14 protein-coding genes and 1 tRNA gene are annotated in these 18,503 nt (G+C 55.6%); 12 read left to right on the top strand and 3 right to left on the bottom strand.

The window, feature by feature from the left end:
- Positions 1–74: 74 nt before the first annotated feature.
- The 3 genes from QP109_RS02205 to QP109_RS02195 all read left to right on the top strand — a co-directional run bounded on the left by QP109_RS02205 (position 75) and on the right by QP109_RS02195 (position 7,913).
- A complete protein-coding gene (locus tag QP109_RS02205; RefSeq protein WP_285023045.1) occupies positions 75–1,943 on the top strand; it encodes a site-specific DNA-methyltransferase in 1,869 nt (622 codons plus the stop codon).
- The gene (locus QP109_RS02200; protein ID WP_285023043.1) at positions 1,943–4,510 is read left to right on the top strand and encodes a DEAD/DEAH box helicase; all 2,568 of its coding nucleotides are present in this window, start codon (positions 1,943–1,945) and stop codon (positions 4,508–4,510) included. Before QP109_RS02205 ends, QP109_RS02200 begins: the two co-directional genes overlap by 1 nt.
- Positions 4,511–4,724: 214 nt before the next feature.
- Positions 4,725–7,913 carry a DEAD/DEAH box helicase gene (locus QP109_RS02195; RefSeq protein WP_285023042.1) on the top strand — a complete coding sequence of 1,063 codons (3,189 nt, stop codon included), beginning with the start codon at positions 4,725–4,727 and terminating at the stop codon, positions 7,911–7,913.
- A gap of 58 nt (positions 7,914–7,971) precedes the next feature.
- Here QP109_RS02195 and QP109_RS02190 read toward each other — a convergent pair whose 3' ends face one another.
- Positions 7,972–8,631, bottom strand: a complete 660-nt coding sequence (locus tag QP109_RS02190) for an HAD family hydrolase (protein WP_285023040.1) — start codon at positions 8,629–8,631, stop codon at positions 7,972–7,974.
- 193 nt (positions 8,632–8,824) lie between these two features.
- Between QP109_RS02190 and QP109_RS02185 the strand changes: the two genes are divergently transcribed.
- The 6 genes from QP109_RS02185 (at position 8,825) to QP109_RS02160 (ending at position 12,919) form a co-directional block, all read left to right on the top strand.
- On the top strand, positions 8,825–9,319 hold the full coding sequence (locus tag QP109_RS02185) for a MarR family winged helix-turn-helix transcriptional regulator (RefSeq protein ID WP_502929265.1): 495 nt from the start codon (positions 8,825–8,827) through the stop codon (positions 9,317–9,319).
- Between the two features lie 176 nt (positions 9,320–9,495).
- Positions 9,496–9,581 (top strand) — tRNA-Leu (locus QP109_RS02180).
- Between the two features lie 114 nt (positions 9,582–9,695).
- On the top strand, positions 9,696–10,379 hold the full coding sequence (locus QP109_RS02175; RefSeq protein ID WP_285023039.1) for a DsbA family oxidoreductase: 684 nt from the start codon (positions 9,696–9,698) through the stop codon (positions 10,377–10,379).
- The gene (locus tag QP109_RS02170; protein WP_285023038.1) at positions 10,376–11,416 is read left to right on the top strand and encodes a GNAT family N-acetyltransferase; all 1,041 of its coding nucleotides are present in this window, start codon (positions 10,376–10,378) and stop codon (positions 11,414–11,416) included. Before QP109_RS02175 ends, QP109_RS02170 begins: the two co-directional genes overlap by 4 nt.
- Positions 11,417–11,490: 74 nt before the next feature.
- Positions 11,491–12,588, top strand: a complete 1,098-nt coding sequence (locus tag QP109_RS02165) for an FAD-dependent oxidoreductase (protein WP_270772454.1) — start codon at positions 11,491–11,493, stop codon at positions 12,586–12,588.
- Positions 12,589–12,619: 31 nt separating this feature from the next.
- Positions 12,620–12,919: a DNA primase gene (locus tag QP109_RS02160; RefSeq protein ID WP_195224330.1), complete on the top strand. Its 300-nt coding sequence runs from the start codon at positions 12,620–12,622 to the stop codon at positions 12,917–12,919.
- Positions 12,920–13,043: 124 nt separating this feature from the next.
- Here the strand turns inward: QP109_RS02160 and QP109_RS02155 are convergent, their stop codons facing one another.
- On the bottom strand, positions 13,044–13,982 hold the full coding sequence (locus tag QP109_RS02155; protein ID WP_285023037.1) for an aldo/keto reductase: 939 nt from the start codon (positions 13,980–13,982) through the stop codon (positions 13,044–13,046).
- An 87-nt stretch (positions 13,983–14,069) separates the two neighbouring features.
- Here QP109_RS02155 and QP109_RS02150 point away from each other — a divergent pair, with 87 nt between their 5' ends.
- Entirely contained in the window at positions 14,070–14,924 is an 855-nt protein-coding gene (locus tag QP109_RS02150) for an undecaprenyl-diphosphate phosphatase (protein ID WP_285023036.1), read from the top strand.
- A gap of 33 nt (positions 14,925–14,957) precedes the next feature.
- On the opposite strand, the gene QP109_RS02145 is transcribed toward QP109_RS02150, so the two are convergent.
- Positions 14,958–15,836: a RecB family exonuclease gene (locus tag QP109_RS02145; protein WP_285023034.1), complete on the bottom strand. Its 879-nt coding sequence runs from the start codon at positions 15,834–15,836 to the stop codon at positions 14,958–14,960.
- Positions 15,837–15,915: 79 nt separating this feature from the next.
- Here QP109_RS02145 and QP109_RS02140 point away from each other — a divergent pair, with 79 nt between their 5' ends.
- Positions 15,916–16,959 (top strand): tRNA (adenine-N1)-methyltransferase, encoded by a 1,044-nt coding sequence (locus QP109_RS02140; protein WP_285023033.1) that lies wholly within the window; start codon positions 15,916–15,918, stop codon positions 16,957–16,959.
- On the top strand, positions 16,952–18,502 hold the full coding sequence (gene arc / locus QP109_RS02135; protein WP_285023032.1) for a proteasome ATPase: 1,551 nt from the start codon (positions 16,952–16,954) through the stop codon (positions 18,500–18,502). Before QP109_RS02140 ends, arc begins: the two co-directional genes overlap by 8 nt.
- The last annotated feature ends 1 nt before the right edge of the window (position 18,503 follow it).

Raw genomic sequence — 18,503 nt, 5'->3', positions numbered from 1 at the left:
CCACTGAGACTGGGAAGTACGGGTACACGTGGGTTGACCCCTCTGATCCGCGTTACTGCGAGACCCATACCCTCGTGCTGGACGACTATGTGCAAGGCACCCAGACGCCGAAGTCTGACGAGTTCGCCTACTCCGAGCGCGCTGACCTGGAGCCCCAGGATGACAACCTGCTGATCTTAGGTGAATCGGGCGATGTCCTCGAAGCCCTCACCCGCGTGCCCGAGCTTGCCGAGAAGTACGTCGGCAAGGTGAAACTGATCTACATCGATCCGCCGTTTAACACCGCGCAGACGTTCGCTTCCTACGAGGACAACCTCGAGCACTCCATCTGGCTGACCATGATGCGCGACCGGCTCCTCCACATGAAGAAGCTGCTTGCCGACGACGGCTCCATCTGGGTGCATCTCGACGACGTTGAAAATCATCGCATGCGCCTGTTGCTCGACGAAGTGTTCGGAGCGGCTAAATTCGTGGCAGAAATGCAATGGGAAAAGACGTACTCACCACGCAATGATTCGAAGAGCATTCCTTCGATCACGGATAAAATCCTAATCTACCGAAAGTCTGAAGATTTTACTCCGAACCGTCTTCCGCGTACTGCAGAGATGAATGCTAGGTATTCCAATCCGGACAACGACCCACGTGGTGCATGGAAAATGGGCGACCCCACTGCGCCCGGAGCGAAGACACATCAAGGAATGGTGTTTGGAGTTCAGCACCCTATTACTGGGGAAATTCGATACCCGGCTCGAGGAGGGCACTGGCGGTTTGGGCAAGATCGTTTCTTAGAAATTATGCGTGGCTGGAACAGTCAGTATATTCTTCGGGAAATTGATGACTCCGCCATTCGGGCTGAAATGTGCGGCGTGGCTGAATCTGAAATCAGACCCCGTGTTCCCGCGCTGGTTATCGAAGAATTCGATTCGCAAGTAGCAATGCGGGCGTATAAAAAAGGGAACTGGCCCCTTGTATATGTCACCAACGGCGGTGTAGGTGGCTTTGGACGGAAGTCGTACCTAAAAGGCATGCCGGGGCGTACTCCAACGAATCTACTGTTCCACAGCGAGGTGGGTCATACCGACGGCGCCAAAAAGGAGATCCAATCCCTTTTCCCTAACGTGAGCGCTTTCTCAACACCGAAACCCGAGCGCCTCCTGGAACGGATAATTCATATTGCCTCCAATCCTGGTGACATTGTTCTTGATGTGTTTGCTGGGTCGGGGACGACGGCTGCGGTGGCGCAGAAGATGGGGCGGCGTTGGGTGACGTGTGAGTTGTTGGAGTCGACTTTCACGACGTTCACGCGTCCCCGTTTGGAGAAGGTTGTCAACGACGAAGACCCGGGAGGGATAACCCGGACGAAGGGCGAACGTGTCGACGCTACGGAAGATGGGCTGCCTGATGGTGTTTCGCCGGAGGACGCCGCGAAATTCACGAGCGTGCTCAACAAGCTGATCAAGGACGACCCGGAATTAAAGAAGAGCGTCGAGGTGAAGTCACTGAAGGCCGCTTCGAAGACCAGGCGTACGAAGGAAGTGGTGAACTGGCGTGGTGGTGGCGGCTTCCAGGTGGCGCACCTGTCGCCTGCGTGTTTCGACTATGACCCCGCCTTGGATCGGGTGATGCTGACGGCGGCTGCGACCGGACAGGCTCTGATCGAGTCGGTGGCCGCGAATCTCGGGTTCACGCTGTTGCACCCGGATGATGACTACATTTTTGATGCCCGTCGTGGCAATGCCTTGTTGAAGGTGGTGGAGGGTGTGGCCACGCCTCAGGTCGTTGACTGGCTGGCCTCCCAAGTTCAACCCGGAGAGACGATCGTGCTAGCAGCAACCACCGTGATGGACGGGGTCCGCCAGCATCTACGCAGACTGGTGAAGGGGTCGCGGGTGGTTGCCTTGCCGGATGATGTGTTCCGTTACAGCGAGGGTGGTGAGCTGTGATGGCTAAGCGGCTGAATATCAGTTTTGATTCGGACATGTTGGAGTCGATCAGTGCCGAGTTCGACCTGCGTGCTCCGAATAAGGAAGCACTGCGCCAGCTGGTCTTCACTCTCGACGGTGACTATGACCCGGACGTGATGCAGGTGCTGAACCTTGCTACGGGTGTGGGGAAGACGTATTTGATGGCGGCGTTCGTGGAGTATTTGCGTCGTCAGGGTGTGGGTAATGTGGTGATTGTGACGCCCGGTAAGACGGTGCAGGCGAAGACGGTGCAGAATTTCACTCCCGGCACACCCCGCTATATCACCGGTGCGGCGCTGCCGCCCGAGGTGGTCACCCCGCAGGACTATTCGGCGTGGATCGCCCGGCAGAACGGCCCCGCCCAGCTTTCGTTCGGGCGGGAAACCTTGATGTTGGCGTTCATCTTCAACATTCAGCAGTTGATCGCGCCGAAGGAGGTCGAGGGTGACACCCACGGCGCTACGCAGGATGCGATGCGCCGTAAGCCCCGCCGGTTCGATGAGAACGCTGGTGTGCTTTTCGACTACCTGAAGGGTCTCGATGATCTTGTGGTGATCGCCGACGAGTCTCACTTGTACGGGTCGAGCGCGGCGGCGTTCAATGCAGCGTTGAAGGAACTCGACCCAGCAGCGGCGATTGGTTTGACCGCGTCGGTGGACAAGAAGATCGATCATGTGATCTTCGAGTACCCGCTCTACCGCGCCATCCAGGACAAGTATGTGAAGGCCCCGGTGTTGGCGTTCCGCAAGACGGGATATGGTAGCGACGAAGCCTCTGAGGAGCAGCAGTTGCGGGATGCTCTGCAGCTGCGTGCGCTCAAGCAGGCGTACTATGACTCGTATGCGGCTTCCCAAAACCGCGATCATGTGAATGCGGTTGCGTTCGTGGTCTGCTCCGATGTGGAGCATGCCACTCAGGTTGCTGAGCTGCTGCGTACCCCGGAGTACTTCGGCTGGGAATCGGCTGTGCTGCAGGTGGACTCTAAGCACGAGGATGAGTTGACCCAGCGTCGCCTCGACGAATTGGACCGGCCCGAATCGCCTGTGCTGGCAGTGGTGAGCGTGAACAAACTCAAGGAAGGTTGGGATGTCAAAAATATCGCGGTCGTCGTGACACTACGGGCGATGGCCTCCGAAGTGCTTACCCAGCAGACCATGGGAAGGGGCCTCAGACTGCCGTTCGGCAGATACACCGGCGTGTGGCAGATTGACCAGCTCGACATCATCGCTCACCAATCCTTCACCGAATTGTTGAACGCCGAGAACGTGCTACAGCAGTTCGGATTGGACGAAGCCGTCCCCGAACCCGACAAAGCCAAGGTAGAAGAGGTGATCCGTAAAGCCGCCGAAGAGTCCAACACGGATACAAGCACAGACACGACCGGTGGTCAACCATCGACTACGACTATGCCGGGGACCGGTGCTGGCACCGGTGGCGTAGAACCGCAGCCGAGCACCGTTCCCGGCAACGGCGGTGACGAAGGTCTGGGTTTGCCCGGTGTCGGAGTTCGCACCATCACCGCCCCGGAGGATCAGCCCACCTGGGAATTGGTCTCGATCGGACGGAACCCCAACTTCGCCGATGTGGCCTACCAGTTCCCGGTAACCACGATGACTGTGCAGCAGCCACCCATTGACCTGTCCGAAATCAGTGACACCGAGATTGAGCAAGCAGCGCGTCGGGTCACCTCTGCCGGGGACGTGCTGCTGCGCAAAGAGATCATCGCCGCCCTAGGCAAGAAACTCCGGGCAGAGGATCGAGAAAGCGCCGAAGTCGACTCCGTCCACATCGCCGACGCCGACGCCGAGGAGGCGCTGGTCAAACTAGTGATCAACATGTCGCTGGTGCCCAAAACCGAACAGACCGCCCGCTACGTCGCCAGGTTCCTAGTGCCGAAGTTCATGCAAGCAGTGACGTTCACCGGCTGGACCATCAAATCCCTCGACTCCGCCCGCGCCGAACTCCTAGCTCTGATCAAGAACTACACAACCGAGACACTGCGAGCCACCCGCGAGGTGCCGACCATACACCCCAAGTCAATGCCAGGCACCGGCTACACGCTCCCGTTGGGTGAGAAGGTGCATGACCAGATCGAGAGTCGTGACCAGTTCGTGCGAGGCCGGGTCTACGGCGGCTGGTTCAAGTCGCTATTCGCAGAGGAATCCTTCGACTCCTTCACCGGCGAATACCAGCTTGCTCGCCTGCTCAACACGTCGCCGGGGATCGTGTGGTGGCACCGGTTGCATCCGCAAGACCAGGCGTTCGTGTACTACAACGCGAAAGACCGCTACTTCCCCGACTTCGTGGCCTTGGACACCAACGGGGTGCATTGGATCATCGAGGGCAAAGACGAGCGCGGCCGCGATGACACCAGGGTGCAGGCCAAGCGTCAGGCTGCCGAGGCGTTGGTGCGCCGATTGGTTGCTGAGGATACCTACGCCGGTCAGCACTGGGGCTATCTGATCGCCTACGAGCAAGACACCGCCCGCGCCGACTCGTGGGAAGACCTGAAAGCCTTCGCCAGCCCGGTCAGCAACGCCCTGTAGCTGCGAGTTCGCCTGCGCGCATCAAAGCATTCGTATCTCGCACGGTCCTTGGATAATCCGTGACAACAGGTGGGATGATTCATCGCCCGCGCGAGCATACCTTCGCGTCATCACCGATCAAGGAAGCGATCTCCTTCTGATTTATACAGACAAACAACGGTGGATAGAAGAGGCTTTCTCAGCAGAATCTGACGGTGAAAGATAAACTGACAGAATGCGCATTTCATCCGAAGAACTTCGTCGCGTCGCTGAGTTCGACGAAGCAATCATTCGCAATCAAGTCGGCTATGCTGCCTGGGCGCGCGCGAGTGCACTGTGTGAAGGAAACAAAGTCACCGATGTTGAGATCGGTGACGACGGAGTTTTTAGCGGACGTGTGGCTTCAACGGGGCTTCGTCTCAAAACCTGGGTTGGACTCAACGGAGGGCAACCTGTTCTGACCTGCGCATGTATTGAAGGGAAAAACTGTCAGCATTCGGTTGCTCTGTTCCTTGAATTACGACGTCAAAGCAACGAACTCACAACGGAAGACGAACCAGAGTGGAAAACGCGTCTCCGCTCCTTCACTCATGCTGGGGATTCAAGCGGAGAGCCAATCGCACTATTGATTGACACTCTGGACCCAGAGCGCCCGTATTGGATGCACCCACTACGCCCCGGCAATCGCATCCAATGGACAAAGAAGCGAGCAACTTGGCCGGATCTGGTGTCGACGCAGTGGGCTTCAGTTTCAGATGGATTATCGCGTTCTCACATCGGACTAATCAGAGAAGGTTATCGTCTTGCAAAAGTGGATGATGGTCGCGCGGCACGAAATGAAATTAGTCTTCAGATGCTCGGAGTGGATGCTGCACCGTGGCTACTCAGACTGATCAGCCAAGGAATCGAACTCTACTCTAGCCTTGACCCACTGACACCCATACATTTTGATCGATCATCGTGGGATCTGGGCTGCGATCTCAGCCTGCAAGGGGATGAACTGCTCCTGCAGATGATGGCCTTTGATGGGGATAAACGTATCCTCAAACCTCGAATTGATACCGCAACTCGCCTGCTCATCTTGGACGGTGGCACACGGGTAGCCCGTGTTGGTGGGCAAGAACTCATGACCCTGTTCGAACGAGGGCCGATCTGTGTGCCCGCCGACCAGGTCGCCGAACTGGCGACCGCGTATATCCCGCATCTCAAACGTCGTTTTGAAGTTTCTTCAATTGATTCGTCAGTCGATCTTGGCGAAGAAGCAACAGTGCGCATTGTTGGACAATGCGACCTTGTCGAAGGAAAAGAATTCACCCTCACCTGGTGGGCGGAATACGACTATTCAGGTTCCCCCTCGCGAGTCCGACTTCAGCAGGTCATGGATTTAGAAGACGTTCGATCGATGCTCGCTTCCCTGAAAACTCTTGCGCGACAGCATGTGCCCGCTTCTTTGTGGGACGGAGAATTCAAAAACCTCCGACTCCCCGCGTGGACTATCCCGCAATTTCGAAAAGATGTGATCGATCAGCTGAATGACTCGCGTCTTGCATGGGAGATCAGTGACGCAGTACTGACGTTCATGATTGATGAAGTCCCGCTCCATTCATCGATTCGCGTCACGCCAAGCGAGGCGCACAATGACTGGTTCGATCTGGACGTTAGACTCGACGTCGGTGGGTATCCGGTTCCATTCAGTGATGTTCTTGAAGCAGTCGCCCACTCGGAACGCTATCTCTACGTTGGCGGGCACTGGGTCAGCATCGACAAAGAAACAATTGAATCCATCGCAGCACTTCTCGAAGAAGCGCGAACCCTTTCTTTTGATGATGAGCCACGCCTCGTACCCACACATCTTGGCCTCTGGGAAGATCTCGACTGCCTTACGGATACGACTGTCGACTCCCAGCAGTGGGAAGCCCGTCTTGAACACCTGCGTCACGCCGGCGCAGATATTCCACTCCAGAACCCCGTGGGTGCCACCTTGCGCCCGTACCAGGTTGACGGAGCGCGCTGGCTGATCGCTCGAGCCTGTAGCCAAACAGGTGGCATTTTGGCAGACGATATGGGGCTCGGTAAAACCCTTCAGCTTTTAACTGCTCTTGCCTCCCTCAAAGAGGCGTCAGCATGCGAAGAAAACGAAGAATCTGACGTCGCATCATCTCTCAAATGCGATCTGCCTACGCTTGTCGTCGCGCCAACATCGGTTTTAAGTACCTGGGAAAAAGAAGCTCAACGATTCTTCCCCGATCTCAATGTGCGCACGATCAATACAACGGGGAAGAGGCGCGAAAGGAGCCTCGCCAGCGAAATCGAAGGCGCAGACATTGTTATCACCTCATACACAATCGTGCGCATCGACGACGAAGAATGGAAACAGATTCCTTTTAACGGCCTTATTCTCGATGAAGCGCAAAATGTGAAGAATCCCAGGACCGCCATTCACCGTGTGCTGCAAGGAATAGAAAGAAACTGGACTTTTGCGGTCAGCGGAACCCCGGTAGAAAACTCTCTTGGCGACCTCTGGTCGATCATGGCCCTCGCAATGCCCGGACTACTTCCCAAATGGTCCCTTTTTAACGACAAAATTCGTCGACCCATCGAAAACGATCACGACGTCACGGCATTGAACCATCTTCACTCTCTTCTTAGTCCCAACATGATGCGTAGAACCAAAGAAGAAGTTGCCACTGACCTGCCCGACAAGATCGAATCCGTTATCACCATTGACCTCGGCACGGAGCACCGACGTATCTACGATCAACACCTCATGGCAGAGCGCGCAAGAATACTCTCACTGACCGATGATCCGAGTGCAAAAATCGATATCCTCGCGGCGCTGACACGTTTGCGCCAACTCGCATTGGATCCCGGTCTTGTCGACACAACATGCGGACACATCGGCTCGGCAAAAATCGAGTACCTCGCCACTCAACTTGAACAAATCATCCCAAGCGGACACCAAGCTCTGATCTTCAGCCAATTCACAACGTTCCTTACCCGCATACGTGACTACTTAGAACGACGTGGAATCGCCACAGTCCAACTCGACGGATCCACAACCCGCCGAGACGAAGCCATCGAACGCTTCAGATCCGGAGAAGTCCCCGTATTCCTCATCTCTCTGAAAGCGGGAGGTACCGGCCTGACACTCACGGAAGCAGACTACGTGTACATGATGGACCCCTGGTGGAATCCTGCAGCTGAAGCACAAGCCGTCGACCGAGCCCACAGAATCGGCCAAACAAAGAAAGTCAACGTGTACAGGCTGGTCGGCGCTGACACCATCGAAAACAAAGTCGTCGCACTCCAAGAACGCAAACGCGAACTCGTATCAACAGTCGTCGAAAGCGCAGGAAATGTTGAGGGTGGCGAGCTCTTATCCGGGCTCGACATGTCCGACCTGGTGGACCTTCTCGATAACTAGCATCCGCACCTCGTACGCTTGCGAGACTTCCGCTAGCTGTACAGATGAGCTGAAAGGTTCAGAGCGTGAACCCCAGCAGGTGCGCAAGCTCTTCGGGGGTATGCGCGATAGCAATACATTCGTCAAGGTCGCCGTCTTTCGCGTAACCCCAGCTCACACCCATGACGTCAATACCAGCTTGCTGAGCTCCTTCAACATCCCAGCAGGAATCACCGATCAGAACGGGGCGGGAGATATCCATTCCCTTGGCGCTCAGGCGCGAAAGCGCATCGGCGATAACTGTTGCTTTCGAAGAACCGGGACCCGGAGTTGCGCCGGCAATGACGTCGAAAGCGTCAAGAATTCCCAGATGTTCCATTTGTGCCAGAGCAAGTGGCTCTTGCTTCGACGTAGCCGTTGCCACGGGAATCCCAGCGTTGTGGGCGCCACGCACTACTTCGTCCATTCGAGGAAAGAGTGGGGGCTCAAGGAAAATCGCGCGGTACAGTGCCCGGTATTCATCGACGAGTTCTTTCACAATCTCGCCTTCAAAGCCAAGGTCAGCAAATGACCACCAGAGCGGGGGACCAACGTACTTGCGCATTGCATTCGCTGGCGGGGTAGTGACGCCACGCTTGGAAAGAACCGTGTTGAAGCAGTGGATCACTGCGGGGGCAGAATCGACAAGAGTGCCATCAACATCGAAAAGTACGCACGTGAATTGTGTTTCTGCGCTCAACCAACTACTCCTTCATCGCTTGCGTCTTAATGGTGGCACGAGGCCGCGCGCATTGAGAAACTCTCGGCATTTCGTGGCGCGGAGCAAACAAGCATAACGGTATGCGAGCAACCGTCTCACCACTCACTCAAAAATATGGGATAGACCAGGGTTTATCAGTGCTTTTCCAGCTTCATAGAATATTCTTCAACACGTGAAAGAAAACGAAATGAAGAGTCCCGCGCTTCTGGATACTGATTCAGCTCACTTGCGTCAGCGTGCTTGGCGACTTTATTTCGAAGCGAATGGGCGTCTTCATGGCCTGTTGGAATCCAACTTGAAGAAGAATTTCGGCCTGTCGGTGCCCGATTACAACATCCTGCTTGCCCTGTCCGAAGCGCCTGGTCAATGTCTAAAAATGGGTGAATTGTCCGGCCAGGTTGTCTATTCTCCGTCACGCCTAACCTATTTGGTCACTCATTTAGAACGAGACGGTTGGGTAAAGAAAGTGATGTCGAAGGAAGATAGGCGAAGCTATCAAGCGTGTCTGACTTCACAGGGCGTGCGGATCGTGAAGGAAGCAACTCGTCTTCATCAAGAGACGCTTCGCGAATTCTTGCTTGCGGATATGACCGATGAGGAAATATCCCAGATTGTGAGGGTTTTTTCCGCGTTGGATGAGCGACTGCGTTCCCGGAACAAGAATTAACTCTGCTGGGGGATCTTCCTCGTCGCCACTTCCTGTGGACACTGACTATCGGCGCTATTCCAACAAAAATGCTGATGGTCCCTAGGAGTTTCTCCTTTCGATTTGGCAGTTCGGCTACCAACCGTGTTAGAGTTTTCCACGTTCGACTTGAGGTAATCAAGAAGAGCAAGTCACCTGCGCGGGTGGCGGAATAGGCAGACGCGCTAGCTTGAGGTGCTAGTCCTCGTATTAGAGGGTGGGGGTTCAAGTCCCCCTCCGCGCACAGATGGAAGTCCGGAGCTTGAATAAGTTCCGGGCTTTCGTTTTATCTCGGATTTTTCTTACACCCGTGAAGAAAATCCGGATCAATGCAACGAAGCGATGAAAGAGCGTGCGAATGCATATTGATCTTTGGTTCGATGTGACCTGCCCATGGTCGTACCTGGGTATTCGACATTGGCGACAGGCGCTGTCCTCTTTCGATCATCGTGACGAGGTGGAAATTACGCTTCACGCTTTCTTCCTCGACCCCGAATTGGATAGTGCCCGTGAAGAACCTCGTCGCGTCTATCTGATGAACGAAGGCGAACTCACGTACGAGGAAGCAGTGGCACTGGACGAGCGACTTGAAAAGCTTGGACGTGCAGAAGGCGTCGTTTTTGACTTCGAGAAACTAATCGTTGCTCCATCCTCATATGCACACCGCGTGATCAATGCCGCCCGCATCGAAGACTACGATCGTGACACTCTTAATGGTCCCGACTCAATGCAGTTGAAGCTTGCCGAAGCTTTAGGACGTGCCCACTTTGAGATGGCCCTCGATATTTCAAACAGCGACGTTGTGATCGGTTGCGCACAGGACCTCGGGTTGGACGCTCAGTTCGTCCTCGATGCGCTGACTGATCCGCACACTGCATCCGATGTCTTCTCTGATTTCCAGATCGGTGTGCAGATGGGCATCGACCGTGTGCCCACCGCTCTGATCGATCGAAAGTTCGTTGTTCAAGACCATCAGACCGTTCCTGCACTTGGCAATATTCTTGCTACAGCGTGGGCAAACACGGGGAAGGAAGAAGTATGAGTGAAACAGTGTCGCAGACTCTTCAAGGATCGCGCGTCACCTTGGTTCCGATGAACCTTGATTTCGTCGACGCAATTACCGAGGTGTTCCAAGACGCACGCATTAGCGAAACGACGACCGTTCCCCACCCCTATACGAGGGATATGGCGGTTGAGCACCTTTCGCGCTCTGAAGAGTCTTGGAAGAACGGTAACGCTGACTGGGCGATTCTTTCTGCCAAGAATCAAAGGTTCCTTGGTCGCCTGGAGTTTTGGCGTGGGCAGCGTGATCCCAAGTCGGCTGAGGTCGGCTACTTCATCCGCACTGATGCCTGGGGTGAAGGGTTCATGACCGAAGCGCTCGGTCTTGCCGTTGATTTTGCCTTTGATCAGATGGATGTCACCCGCATCGACTGGTACTGCCACGTTGAAAACTGGGGTTCTTGGAAGCCAGCGTGGCGCAACGGTTTTAAACGCGAGGGGATCCGCAGGCGAGCTGAAGGCCCGGACCTCTGGCAGGCAAGCCTTCTGGTCACGGACACTCGCGAACCGAAGACCCCGTGGGATGGGCCCGGTGCCGGACAGGGACCTGCCCTTGATCCTTCGCGCCCAGGAAAGCTTGTTGAGCAGTTCCACCGAACCTACTCCATGCCCGTGCGCCTTGGTACCGGTGCCCTGCCAACCATCGACTACGAACGCCTCAACATGCGCATGTCACTGATCCGCGAAGAATTCGCTGAACTGATGGGCGCCGTGTACGGACCTGTTGCACGGAGCCTCGTTGAAGAAGCAACTGAAAAGGCCGTTGACGGTGACGACCACACGCGAGATCTTATCGAAACTGCCGATGCTCTGGCAGATCTCGTCTATGTCATCTACGGAATGGCAATCGAATCGGGTATCGATTTGGATGCGGTTTTAGCTGAAGTTCAGGCCTCGAATCTGTCGAAGCTGATGCCCGACGGTTCGGTAAAACTGCGTGAAGACGGCAAAGTCCTCAAGGGACCGAACTTCTTTGTCCCCAACATCGCCCGAGCACTCGGTGTCGATCAGGGCTGACGCGCCCGATAATCCCGCGTGAAAACCCTTATCACGTGCAAGAATTAGACCAGCTCGACGTGAAGGAGAATGAAGTGGCTCGTGTTGTCGTTGTAGGTGGCGGTTACGGTGGCGTGACTGTTGCAAAAGGACTCGATCCCATCGCTGATGTGACGCTCGTTGAACAAAAAGACCAGTTTGTTCACCACGCAGCTGCACTGCGCGCAGCCGTAGACGACGTGTGGCAGGAAGCAATCTTCATGCCCTATTCGAACTTGCTGACACGAGGCGAATTCGTTCACGGCACTGTTTCTCAGATTGTCGGTAACACCGTCCATATTTTCGGTCGCGAACCTATCGAAGCGGACTACGTTGTTCTTGCAACCGGCGCAACATATCCCTTCCCAGCAAAGTACTCGTCAGCGAAGTCCGTTGTTGCAAAGGCTCGTTTGAACCAACTGCACGAAAACCTTGCTGGCGCACGCTCCGTCATGCTAGTTGGTGGTGGCACCGTCGGTATCGAATTTGCCGGCGAACTTGCATACGCTTACCCGGACCTTGACATCACAATCGTCGAGAAGGCCGATCAGATTCTTTCTGCCCCCGGCTACTCCGAAGACCTGCGTCAAGAAATCTCCACGCAACTGGCTGAGCTCGGCATTCGCGTGATCACCGGTTCTGAGCTTGCTTTCCTGCCTCCGCACAACGTTGGCGAACTCGGTCACTTCCATGTGTCGACCCGCAAAGGTGAAGATGTTGAAGGCGATATCTGGTTCCAGTGCTACGGCTCTCGCGCGAACACCGGCTACCTCGCCGGTACCGACTACGAGCCCGTGTTGCGCCCGAACGGCACAATCCGCGTTGGTAAGAGCTTGCAGGTCGAGGGCCATGACCACACGTACGCCGTTGGCGATCTGACGGACGTTCCCGAGTCAAAGCGTGCTGATGCTGCTCGCCAGCAAGCACGCGTTGTCATCGCAAATATTTCGTCTCAAATTGCCGGCGATCAGCCCGAAGCAATCTACGAGCCTACGAAGGAATGGGTGATCCTTCCGCTGGGGCCGAATATGGGTGCATCGCAGCTGGTTGACTCTGAAGGTGTGTCTCGCATCGTCGGTGCTGATCAGACAGCAGAAATCAAAGGCGCTGACCTGATGGTTTCTGTTATCCGCTCGCAACTTAATCTTCCGTGAGCCCAGCTCGCATAAGGTCTAGGATCTTCTCATGACTCATGATCCTCGCGTAGCGCTTGACGCATTGATTGCAGCCTTTGAAGCTCATTACGTTGCATGTTCGCAGGCAACCGATGATGACTCTTCGACGCTCGAAGAAGCAGAGAACACTTTGCGCGATGCGTTCTTCACCTACGACGACGAACTGTTCACACAGTTCGGTGTCGAGCTTCCCTTCGATCTTCTCGACGATGATTACGACGAAGATGATGATGAGGAAGAGGACGATGATGAATCCTACGATGAGGATTCAGACGATTCGGATGATGATTTCATCGACATCGACGACTGAGTGATTTTAAGAATTCTTGTGCGGCGCGATATCAGACGCTTGTTTGATACCGCGCCACACTGTCTGGTCAACGTCGCGTTTGAAAGCCCAAAGCTGAGGGCTGGGATCTAAGAAGTATGCGTTCTTACGAGTACGCGACTTCGTTGAGCACTTGGCGAATCGGGGCAGGCAGAGGCTCGGTTGAGTCAAGGATGTGGTCAAGCTGTCGTACATTTCGCGGACCGCAGATTGCTGAGGCAATGCCCGGCATATCTCGTACCCATGCAAGAGCAACGTCACCTGGATTGCGATCAAGCCCTTGCGCGGCGCGAACAACTGCTTCAACACGTCCCGCATATTCGTCGGTCAGGAAAGGAGCAACAGTGGGCAACATATGTTCGGTAGCCCCGCGCGAATCCGGGGGAGTGGAATGGCGGTATTTTCCAGTTAACACCCCACCGGCAAGTGGAGACCGAGCAAATACACCCAATCCTTCGCCGGCCAGATGTGAACGCAAGCTATGGGTAGCCGGAGCAGTTAACAGGCTGACGGGAAGCTGCGCTACCGCTGGCTGAACAAGCCCGTGCTCACCAAGGCGGGTGAGGGCGCAGGCTGTTGTCCACGTATCCCAGCCAGAAAGACCGACATAGTGAGCGCGCCCTGAACGGGACGCTGCTTCAAGCACACCCAGCGTTTCTTCGAGCGGGACACTGGGGTCGGGCTCCGCCATCCACACGTCCACATAGTCGGTATCTAAACGAGCAAGAGCATCGTCCAGGCTGCGCAACATGTCACCACGCCCAGCCGAGGAAACCCAACGACCTGACTGGTCGCGACGGGTTGCCCCCCTCCACGCAATCGTCAGGCGGTGGCGCCCGACCCGGTTCATCGCTGCCCCAAGAACGTCGGTGGCCATTCCTTCGCCGTTCATCGGCGAACATTCAACAAGCGTTCCACCCGCATCGACAAAGTGAGAAAGCATTTCCCATGCTTCTTCACCATCGGTGTCGCGTCCCCACGTGAGCGTGCCCAAGCCAAGTGACGAAACCCTCAGACCACTGCGACCGCACTGACGAATTTCCATAGCCTCTAGCCTAGCCGTGTCAGGTTGCACAGGTTTCGTGGCACACCGCTTCGCCAATACGTGCCAATAGCCCGTAGAGTTTCGACTATGACTTGGTTCGATGCGATTCTTCTTGGCCTCGTGCAGGGACTTACTGAGTTCCTGCCGATTTCATCTTCGGCTCACCTCAGGATTCTCGGGGAACTTGTCGGCAATGCTGACCCGGGCGCGGCTTTTACTGCCATCACCCAGATCGGTACTGAAACCGCAGTCCTCATCGTGTTCTGGAAAGACATTGTCCGGATCGTGTCTTCTTGGTGGAAGTCGCTTCCTATTCGTCCGCGTGAAAAGCGTCTGAGCTCAAGCGATCCCGACGTCCGCATGGGCTGGATGATCATCGTTGGCTCGCTCCCGATCGGGATCCTTGGTCTTGCATTGGAAGACTGGATTGACGTTTCCTTCCGTAACCTGTGGATTACAGTTGTCATGCTTGCCCTTTTCGGTGTTCTTCTGGGTATTGCTGACCGCTATGCTCCTCAGAAACTCACTCTTGACCATATGTCCTGGCGCGACGCGATCCTCTATGGCCTTGCCCAAGCAATGGCCTTGATCCCCGGCGTCAGCCGCTCGGGTGGAACGATCACGATGGGACGCGCATTGGGCTACACGCGCGAGGCAGCAGCCCGCTATTCCTTCCTTCTTGCCATGCCAGCAGTTTTCGCATCCGGCCTGTACAAGGTGTACAAGGTCTTCTCTGGCGGAGATCACGTTGATGTTGCCCCAACCGTCGTCGCCACACTGATCGCGTTCGTTGTGGCATGGGCAGTCATCATCTGGTTCCTCAAGCTGGTTTCAACGAAGTCATACAAGCCGTTCGTGTGGTACCGAATTGGCTTGGCTATCGTCGTTGCAATTCTGCTGGTGACCGGAGTACTCACCGCAGCGTCAACTGCGGTGATGTAGCTGATTGCCCAGTTCTTTCGCCCAGTATGGGGTCTACGTGGGTTCCTGCATTGAAGCGCGGACCCGCGTTTGTAGTAGGCGCTGAATGCCGTCTGCTGGCGCATCGGGAAGCACCCCGTCAAAGAGAGGACAGTGGGCGCGCACACCGCACCAGTTGCATAGTGGATTGTGTCGAGGCGCGAATTCCCCACGCTTCGCATCACGCTCAATCCGATCCCAAATATCTGACACTTCGTCTTCGAAGCGTTCAATGTCATCGGCCGTCGGATCAAATGTCAGGGTCTGACCCGCTTTGATGTAGACCAACTGGGTGCGCAACGGCATCCGATCGGTGAGTTTCAACAGCAGGGCGTAGAACCGCATCTGGAACAGGGCCTCGTCTTGGAAACGAGGCGAAGGCGCCTTACCCGTTTTATAGTCGACCACACGCAACTCCCCAGCAGGGTTACGGTCAATGCGATCGATGAAGCCACGCAGGCGCACACCGTCGTGAGTGTAAGCATCCACGCGCTTTTCGCGCGCAACTGGTTCTAGGCGTTGCGGATTTTCGAGTGTGAAATAACCGCGCACAACATCACGGGTCTCGTTGATCCATTGATCGAGCGCGGCCTCGTCGTCGAACATCGCAACAACATCATCTAAAGAGTCTTTTGTTGCAGCCCACTCTTGGTCGAAGAGGCTCATTGCCGTATCTTCATTTCGGTCCGCTTGAGCCACATCGAAAAGCTTCTCCAATACCGAATGCACCAGCGTGCCGGCAGCGGTTGCACGCGTGGGAGGTTCTTTGATGCGATCGACCACATGCAGGCGGTACTGCAACGGGCATTTCAAGTATTCCTTGGCTCGTGAAGCAGAAAGAGCGGGGTCGAAAGAACCTGAAATACGTGGGTTCGACTCGGTAGTGGCAGTCATAGGACAACGGTAACGCGAAACGTGTTCACCAGCAGATCTCACAGTGGGAGCTGTGGATAGCCGCGATAGACTTTCTGGGATGAATACACAGCCAGATACAACCGATAACTACGCGCCGCTTGGTCAGCAGAATCGGCGTGGTCTCTTGGAAGAAGGTGATCGCGTTCAGGTTCGTGATCCAAAGGGGCGATTCCACCAAGTGATTTTGACGCACGGCGGAAAGTTCCAGTCGAACCGTGGTGAGTTTTTCCATGATGATCTCATCGGCAAACCCGATGGGCAGGTCATTACGACTGAAGAAGGTCGCCAGTTCCAGATTATGCGCCCGTTGATGGTTGACTACGTGATGTCGATGCCACGAGGTGCAGCGGTTGTGTATCCCAAGGATGCCGGTGTCATTACGCACATGGGCGATATTTTCCCCGGCTCAGTTGTCGTTGAAGCTGGTGCGGGGTCCGGCGCGTTGTCGATGGCGTTGTTGAACGCGGTTGGTCCGACTGGGCGTCTGATCTCAGTTGAGCGTCGCGAAGAGTTCGCCGATATCGCACGAGGAAATGTCGAGCTCTGGTTTGGTGCGCCGCATCCTGCGTGGGATTTGCGCGTCGGCGACTTAGCTACCGAATTGGAAGCGATGGACCCGGCCAGTGTTGACCGCGTAGTCCTGGACATGCTGGCGCCTTGGGAAAACATTGATGCTGTTTCACACGCTCTGATCCCCGGCGGCGTGCTGGTCTGCTATGTCGCGACGGTTACGCAGCTGTCGCGTCTTATTGAAGACTTGCGTGCAAGCGAGAACTTCACGGATCCGATCACCTGGGAAGACATGCGTCGTGAATGGCACGTTGACGGTTTGGCTGTCCGTCCCGAGCACCGCATGGTTGCTCACACTGGTTTCCTGTTGGTTACGCGCCGTCTTGCTCCGGGAATTAACCCCCAAGAAAGGTCGGTTCGTCCCGCGAAGTCGTCTGAAGGTCTGGGTGGCCAGTGGGATGGGGTTGATGAGTGGAATGAACAAAACGTTGGCGTTCGAACGGCATCTGAAAAGAAGTTGCGCAAGGTTCGTCGTGATGTGATGCGTCAGGCTGACCAGTGGGTTGAGGGAAGGATCAGCACAGATGAGTGATGACTTCCACGCAACTCGCATCGAAGAGATGCAACGCCTTGTTGTCTCTCTGGAAGCGAAGAATGAACGCCTTGCCCAGGCATTGTCCCAGGTTCGCGGACAGTTGGTGAAGGTGCAGTCTCAGCTCCTTGAAGTGAATCGTCCGCCACTCACGATGGCCGTGTTTGTATCCGCGGATGTGCCTTCGCGTCAGATTGAAGCGATCGTGAACGGTCGTCGTATGCGCCTCGCTGTTGCACCTGACCTTGATCTTTACTCGCTGTCGTATGGTCAGTGGGTGCGCGTCGACGACAAGATGGTCGCCGTTGCCGCTGATGGATTCTCGAGGTCTGGTTCAATTGCCTCGATTCTTGAGCTGGTGGGTGATGACCGCGTGCTGGTTGCAGGCGAAGCTGGCCAGGAGCATCTGCTGATGTTGGCAGGCCCTCTACGTCACGGCAATCTGCGTCTCGGCGACGCGTTGATGGTGGATCTACGTAGCGGAATCGCGTTGGAAAAGATTGTGCGATCCGATGTCGAGCAGCTTCTCACCCCAGAAACTCCCGATACGACATACGACGATATCGGTGGTTTGGATGCGCAGATTCGTCAGGTTCGTGACGCAATTGAGCTTCCCTTTAGTCATCCCGAGCTCTACCGCGAGTACGGTTTGCGTCCGCCCAAGGGCATCCTGCTCTACGGTCCGCCCGGATCAGGTAAGACGCTTATTGCAAAGGCAGTCGCAAATTCCCTGTCGGGTCGGACAAGTGGCGTGAAAACCTACTTCTTGTCAATCAAAGGTCCAGAGCTTCTGAACAAGTTTGTTGGTGAAACTGAGCGACACATTCGCGCGATCTTCGCGCGAGCCCGTTCACTTGCTGCTGGCAATATCCCTGTCGTTATTTTCTTTGACGAAATGGAAGCCCTGTTCAGGACGCGTGGAACCGGTATCTCATCGGACGTAGAAACGATGATCGTTCCCCAGCTTCTTGCGGAAATGGACGGTGTCGAGGCCCTGGATAACGTCATCATCATCGGCGCCTCGAACCGTGCTGACATGATCGATCCTGCCGTCCTTCGCCCCGGCCGACTGGACGTGCGCATTCGCGTGGATCGGCCTGATCGCACGGGTGCCCGCGACATCTTCTTGAAACACTTGAACACTGACGTGCCACTTCATGATGATGAAATCGGCGTCGGCATGACCCTCGGCCAGGCACTCGGAAACATGGTCGACCAGGCACTTGACGTCTTGTTTCGCGAAGATGAAACGACTGCGCTCTTTGACGCCGTGCTGGCATCTGGGCGCACGAAGCGCATTCACCTTGGAGATATCGTCTCTGGTGCCATGATCGCCGGAATCGTTGAACGAGCAAAGAAACATGCGATCAAAGAATCGCTAACAGGCGGGGGATATGGCCTGTCGGCGAAGCACCTGCTTGCCGGTGTTAAAGAAGAAATGGGCGAGTCTATTGAACTCGCAGTCTCTTCGTCTCCCGACGACTGGGCCCGCACCATTGGCCTGCGTGAAGAAATCGCATCAATCGTTGCCTTGGAGGCCTGAG

Source organism: Pauljensenia sp. UMB9872 (assembly GCF_030212665.1).
Lineage (GTDB): Bacteria > Actinomycetota > Actinomycetes > Actinomycetales > Actinomycetaceae > Pauljensenia > Pauljensenia turicensis_B.
Note: the sequence above shows the minus strand (reverse complement) of the source record. Positions and strands in the feature narration are given on the sequence as shown.

Coding starts and splice junctions, on each gene's coding strand:
- QP109_RS02200 (WP_285023043.1), top strand. CDS start 1,943: ATGGCTAAGCGGCTGAATATCAGTTTTGATTCGGACATGTTGGAGTCG.
- QP109_RS02195 (WP_285023042.1), top strand. CDS start 4,725: ATGCGCATTTCATCCGAAGAACTTCGTCGCGTCGCTGAGTTCGACGAA.
- QP109_RS02175 (WP_285023039.1), top strand. CDS start 9,696: ATGCATATTGATCTTTGGTTCGATGTGACCTGCCCATGGTCGTACCTG.
- QP109_RS02170 (WP_285023038.1), top strand. CDS start 10,376: ATGAGTGAAACAGTGTCGCAGACTCTTCAAGGATCGCGCGTCACCTTG.
- QP109_RS02160 (WP_195224330.1), top strand. CDS start 12,620: ATGACTCATGATCCTCGCGTAGCGCTTGACGCATTGATTGCAGCCTTT.
- QP109_RS02155 (WP_285023037.1), bottom strand. CDS start 13,982: ATGGAAATTCGTCAGTGCGGTCGCAGTGGTCTGAGGGTTTCGTCACTT.
- QP109_RS02150 (WP_285023036.1), top strand. CDS start 14,070: ATGACTTGGTTCGATGCGATTCTTCTTGGCCTCGTGCAGGGACTTACT.
- QP109_RS02145 (WP_285023034.1), bottom strand. CDS start 15,836: ATGACTGCCACTACCGAGTCGAACCCACGTATTTCAGGTTCTTTCGAC.
- QP109_RS02140 (WP_285023033.1), top strand. CDS start 15,916: ATGAATACACAGCCAGATACAACCGATAACTACGCGCCGCTTGGTCAG.
- arc (WP_285023032.1), top strand. CDS start 16,952: ATGAGTGATGACTTCCACGCAACTCGCATCGAAGAGATGCAACGCCTT.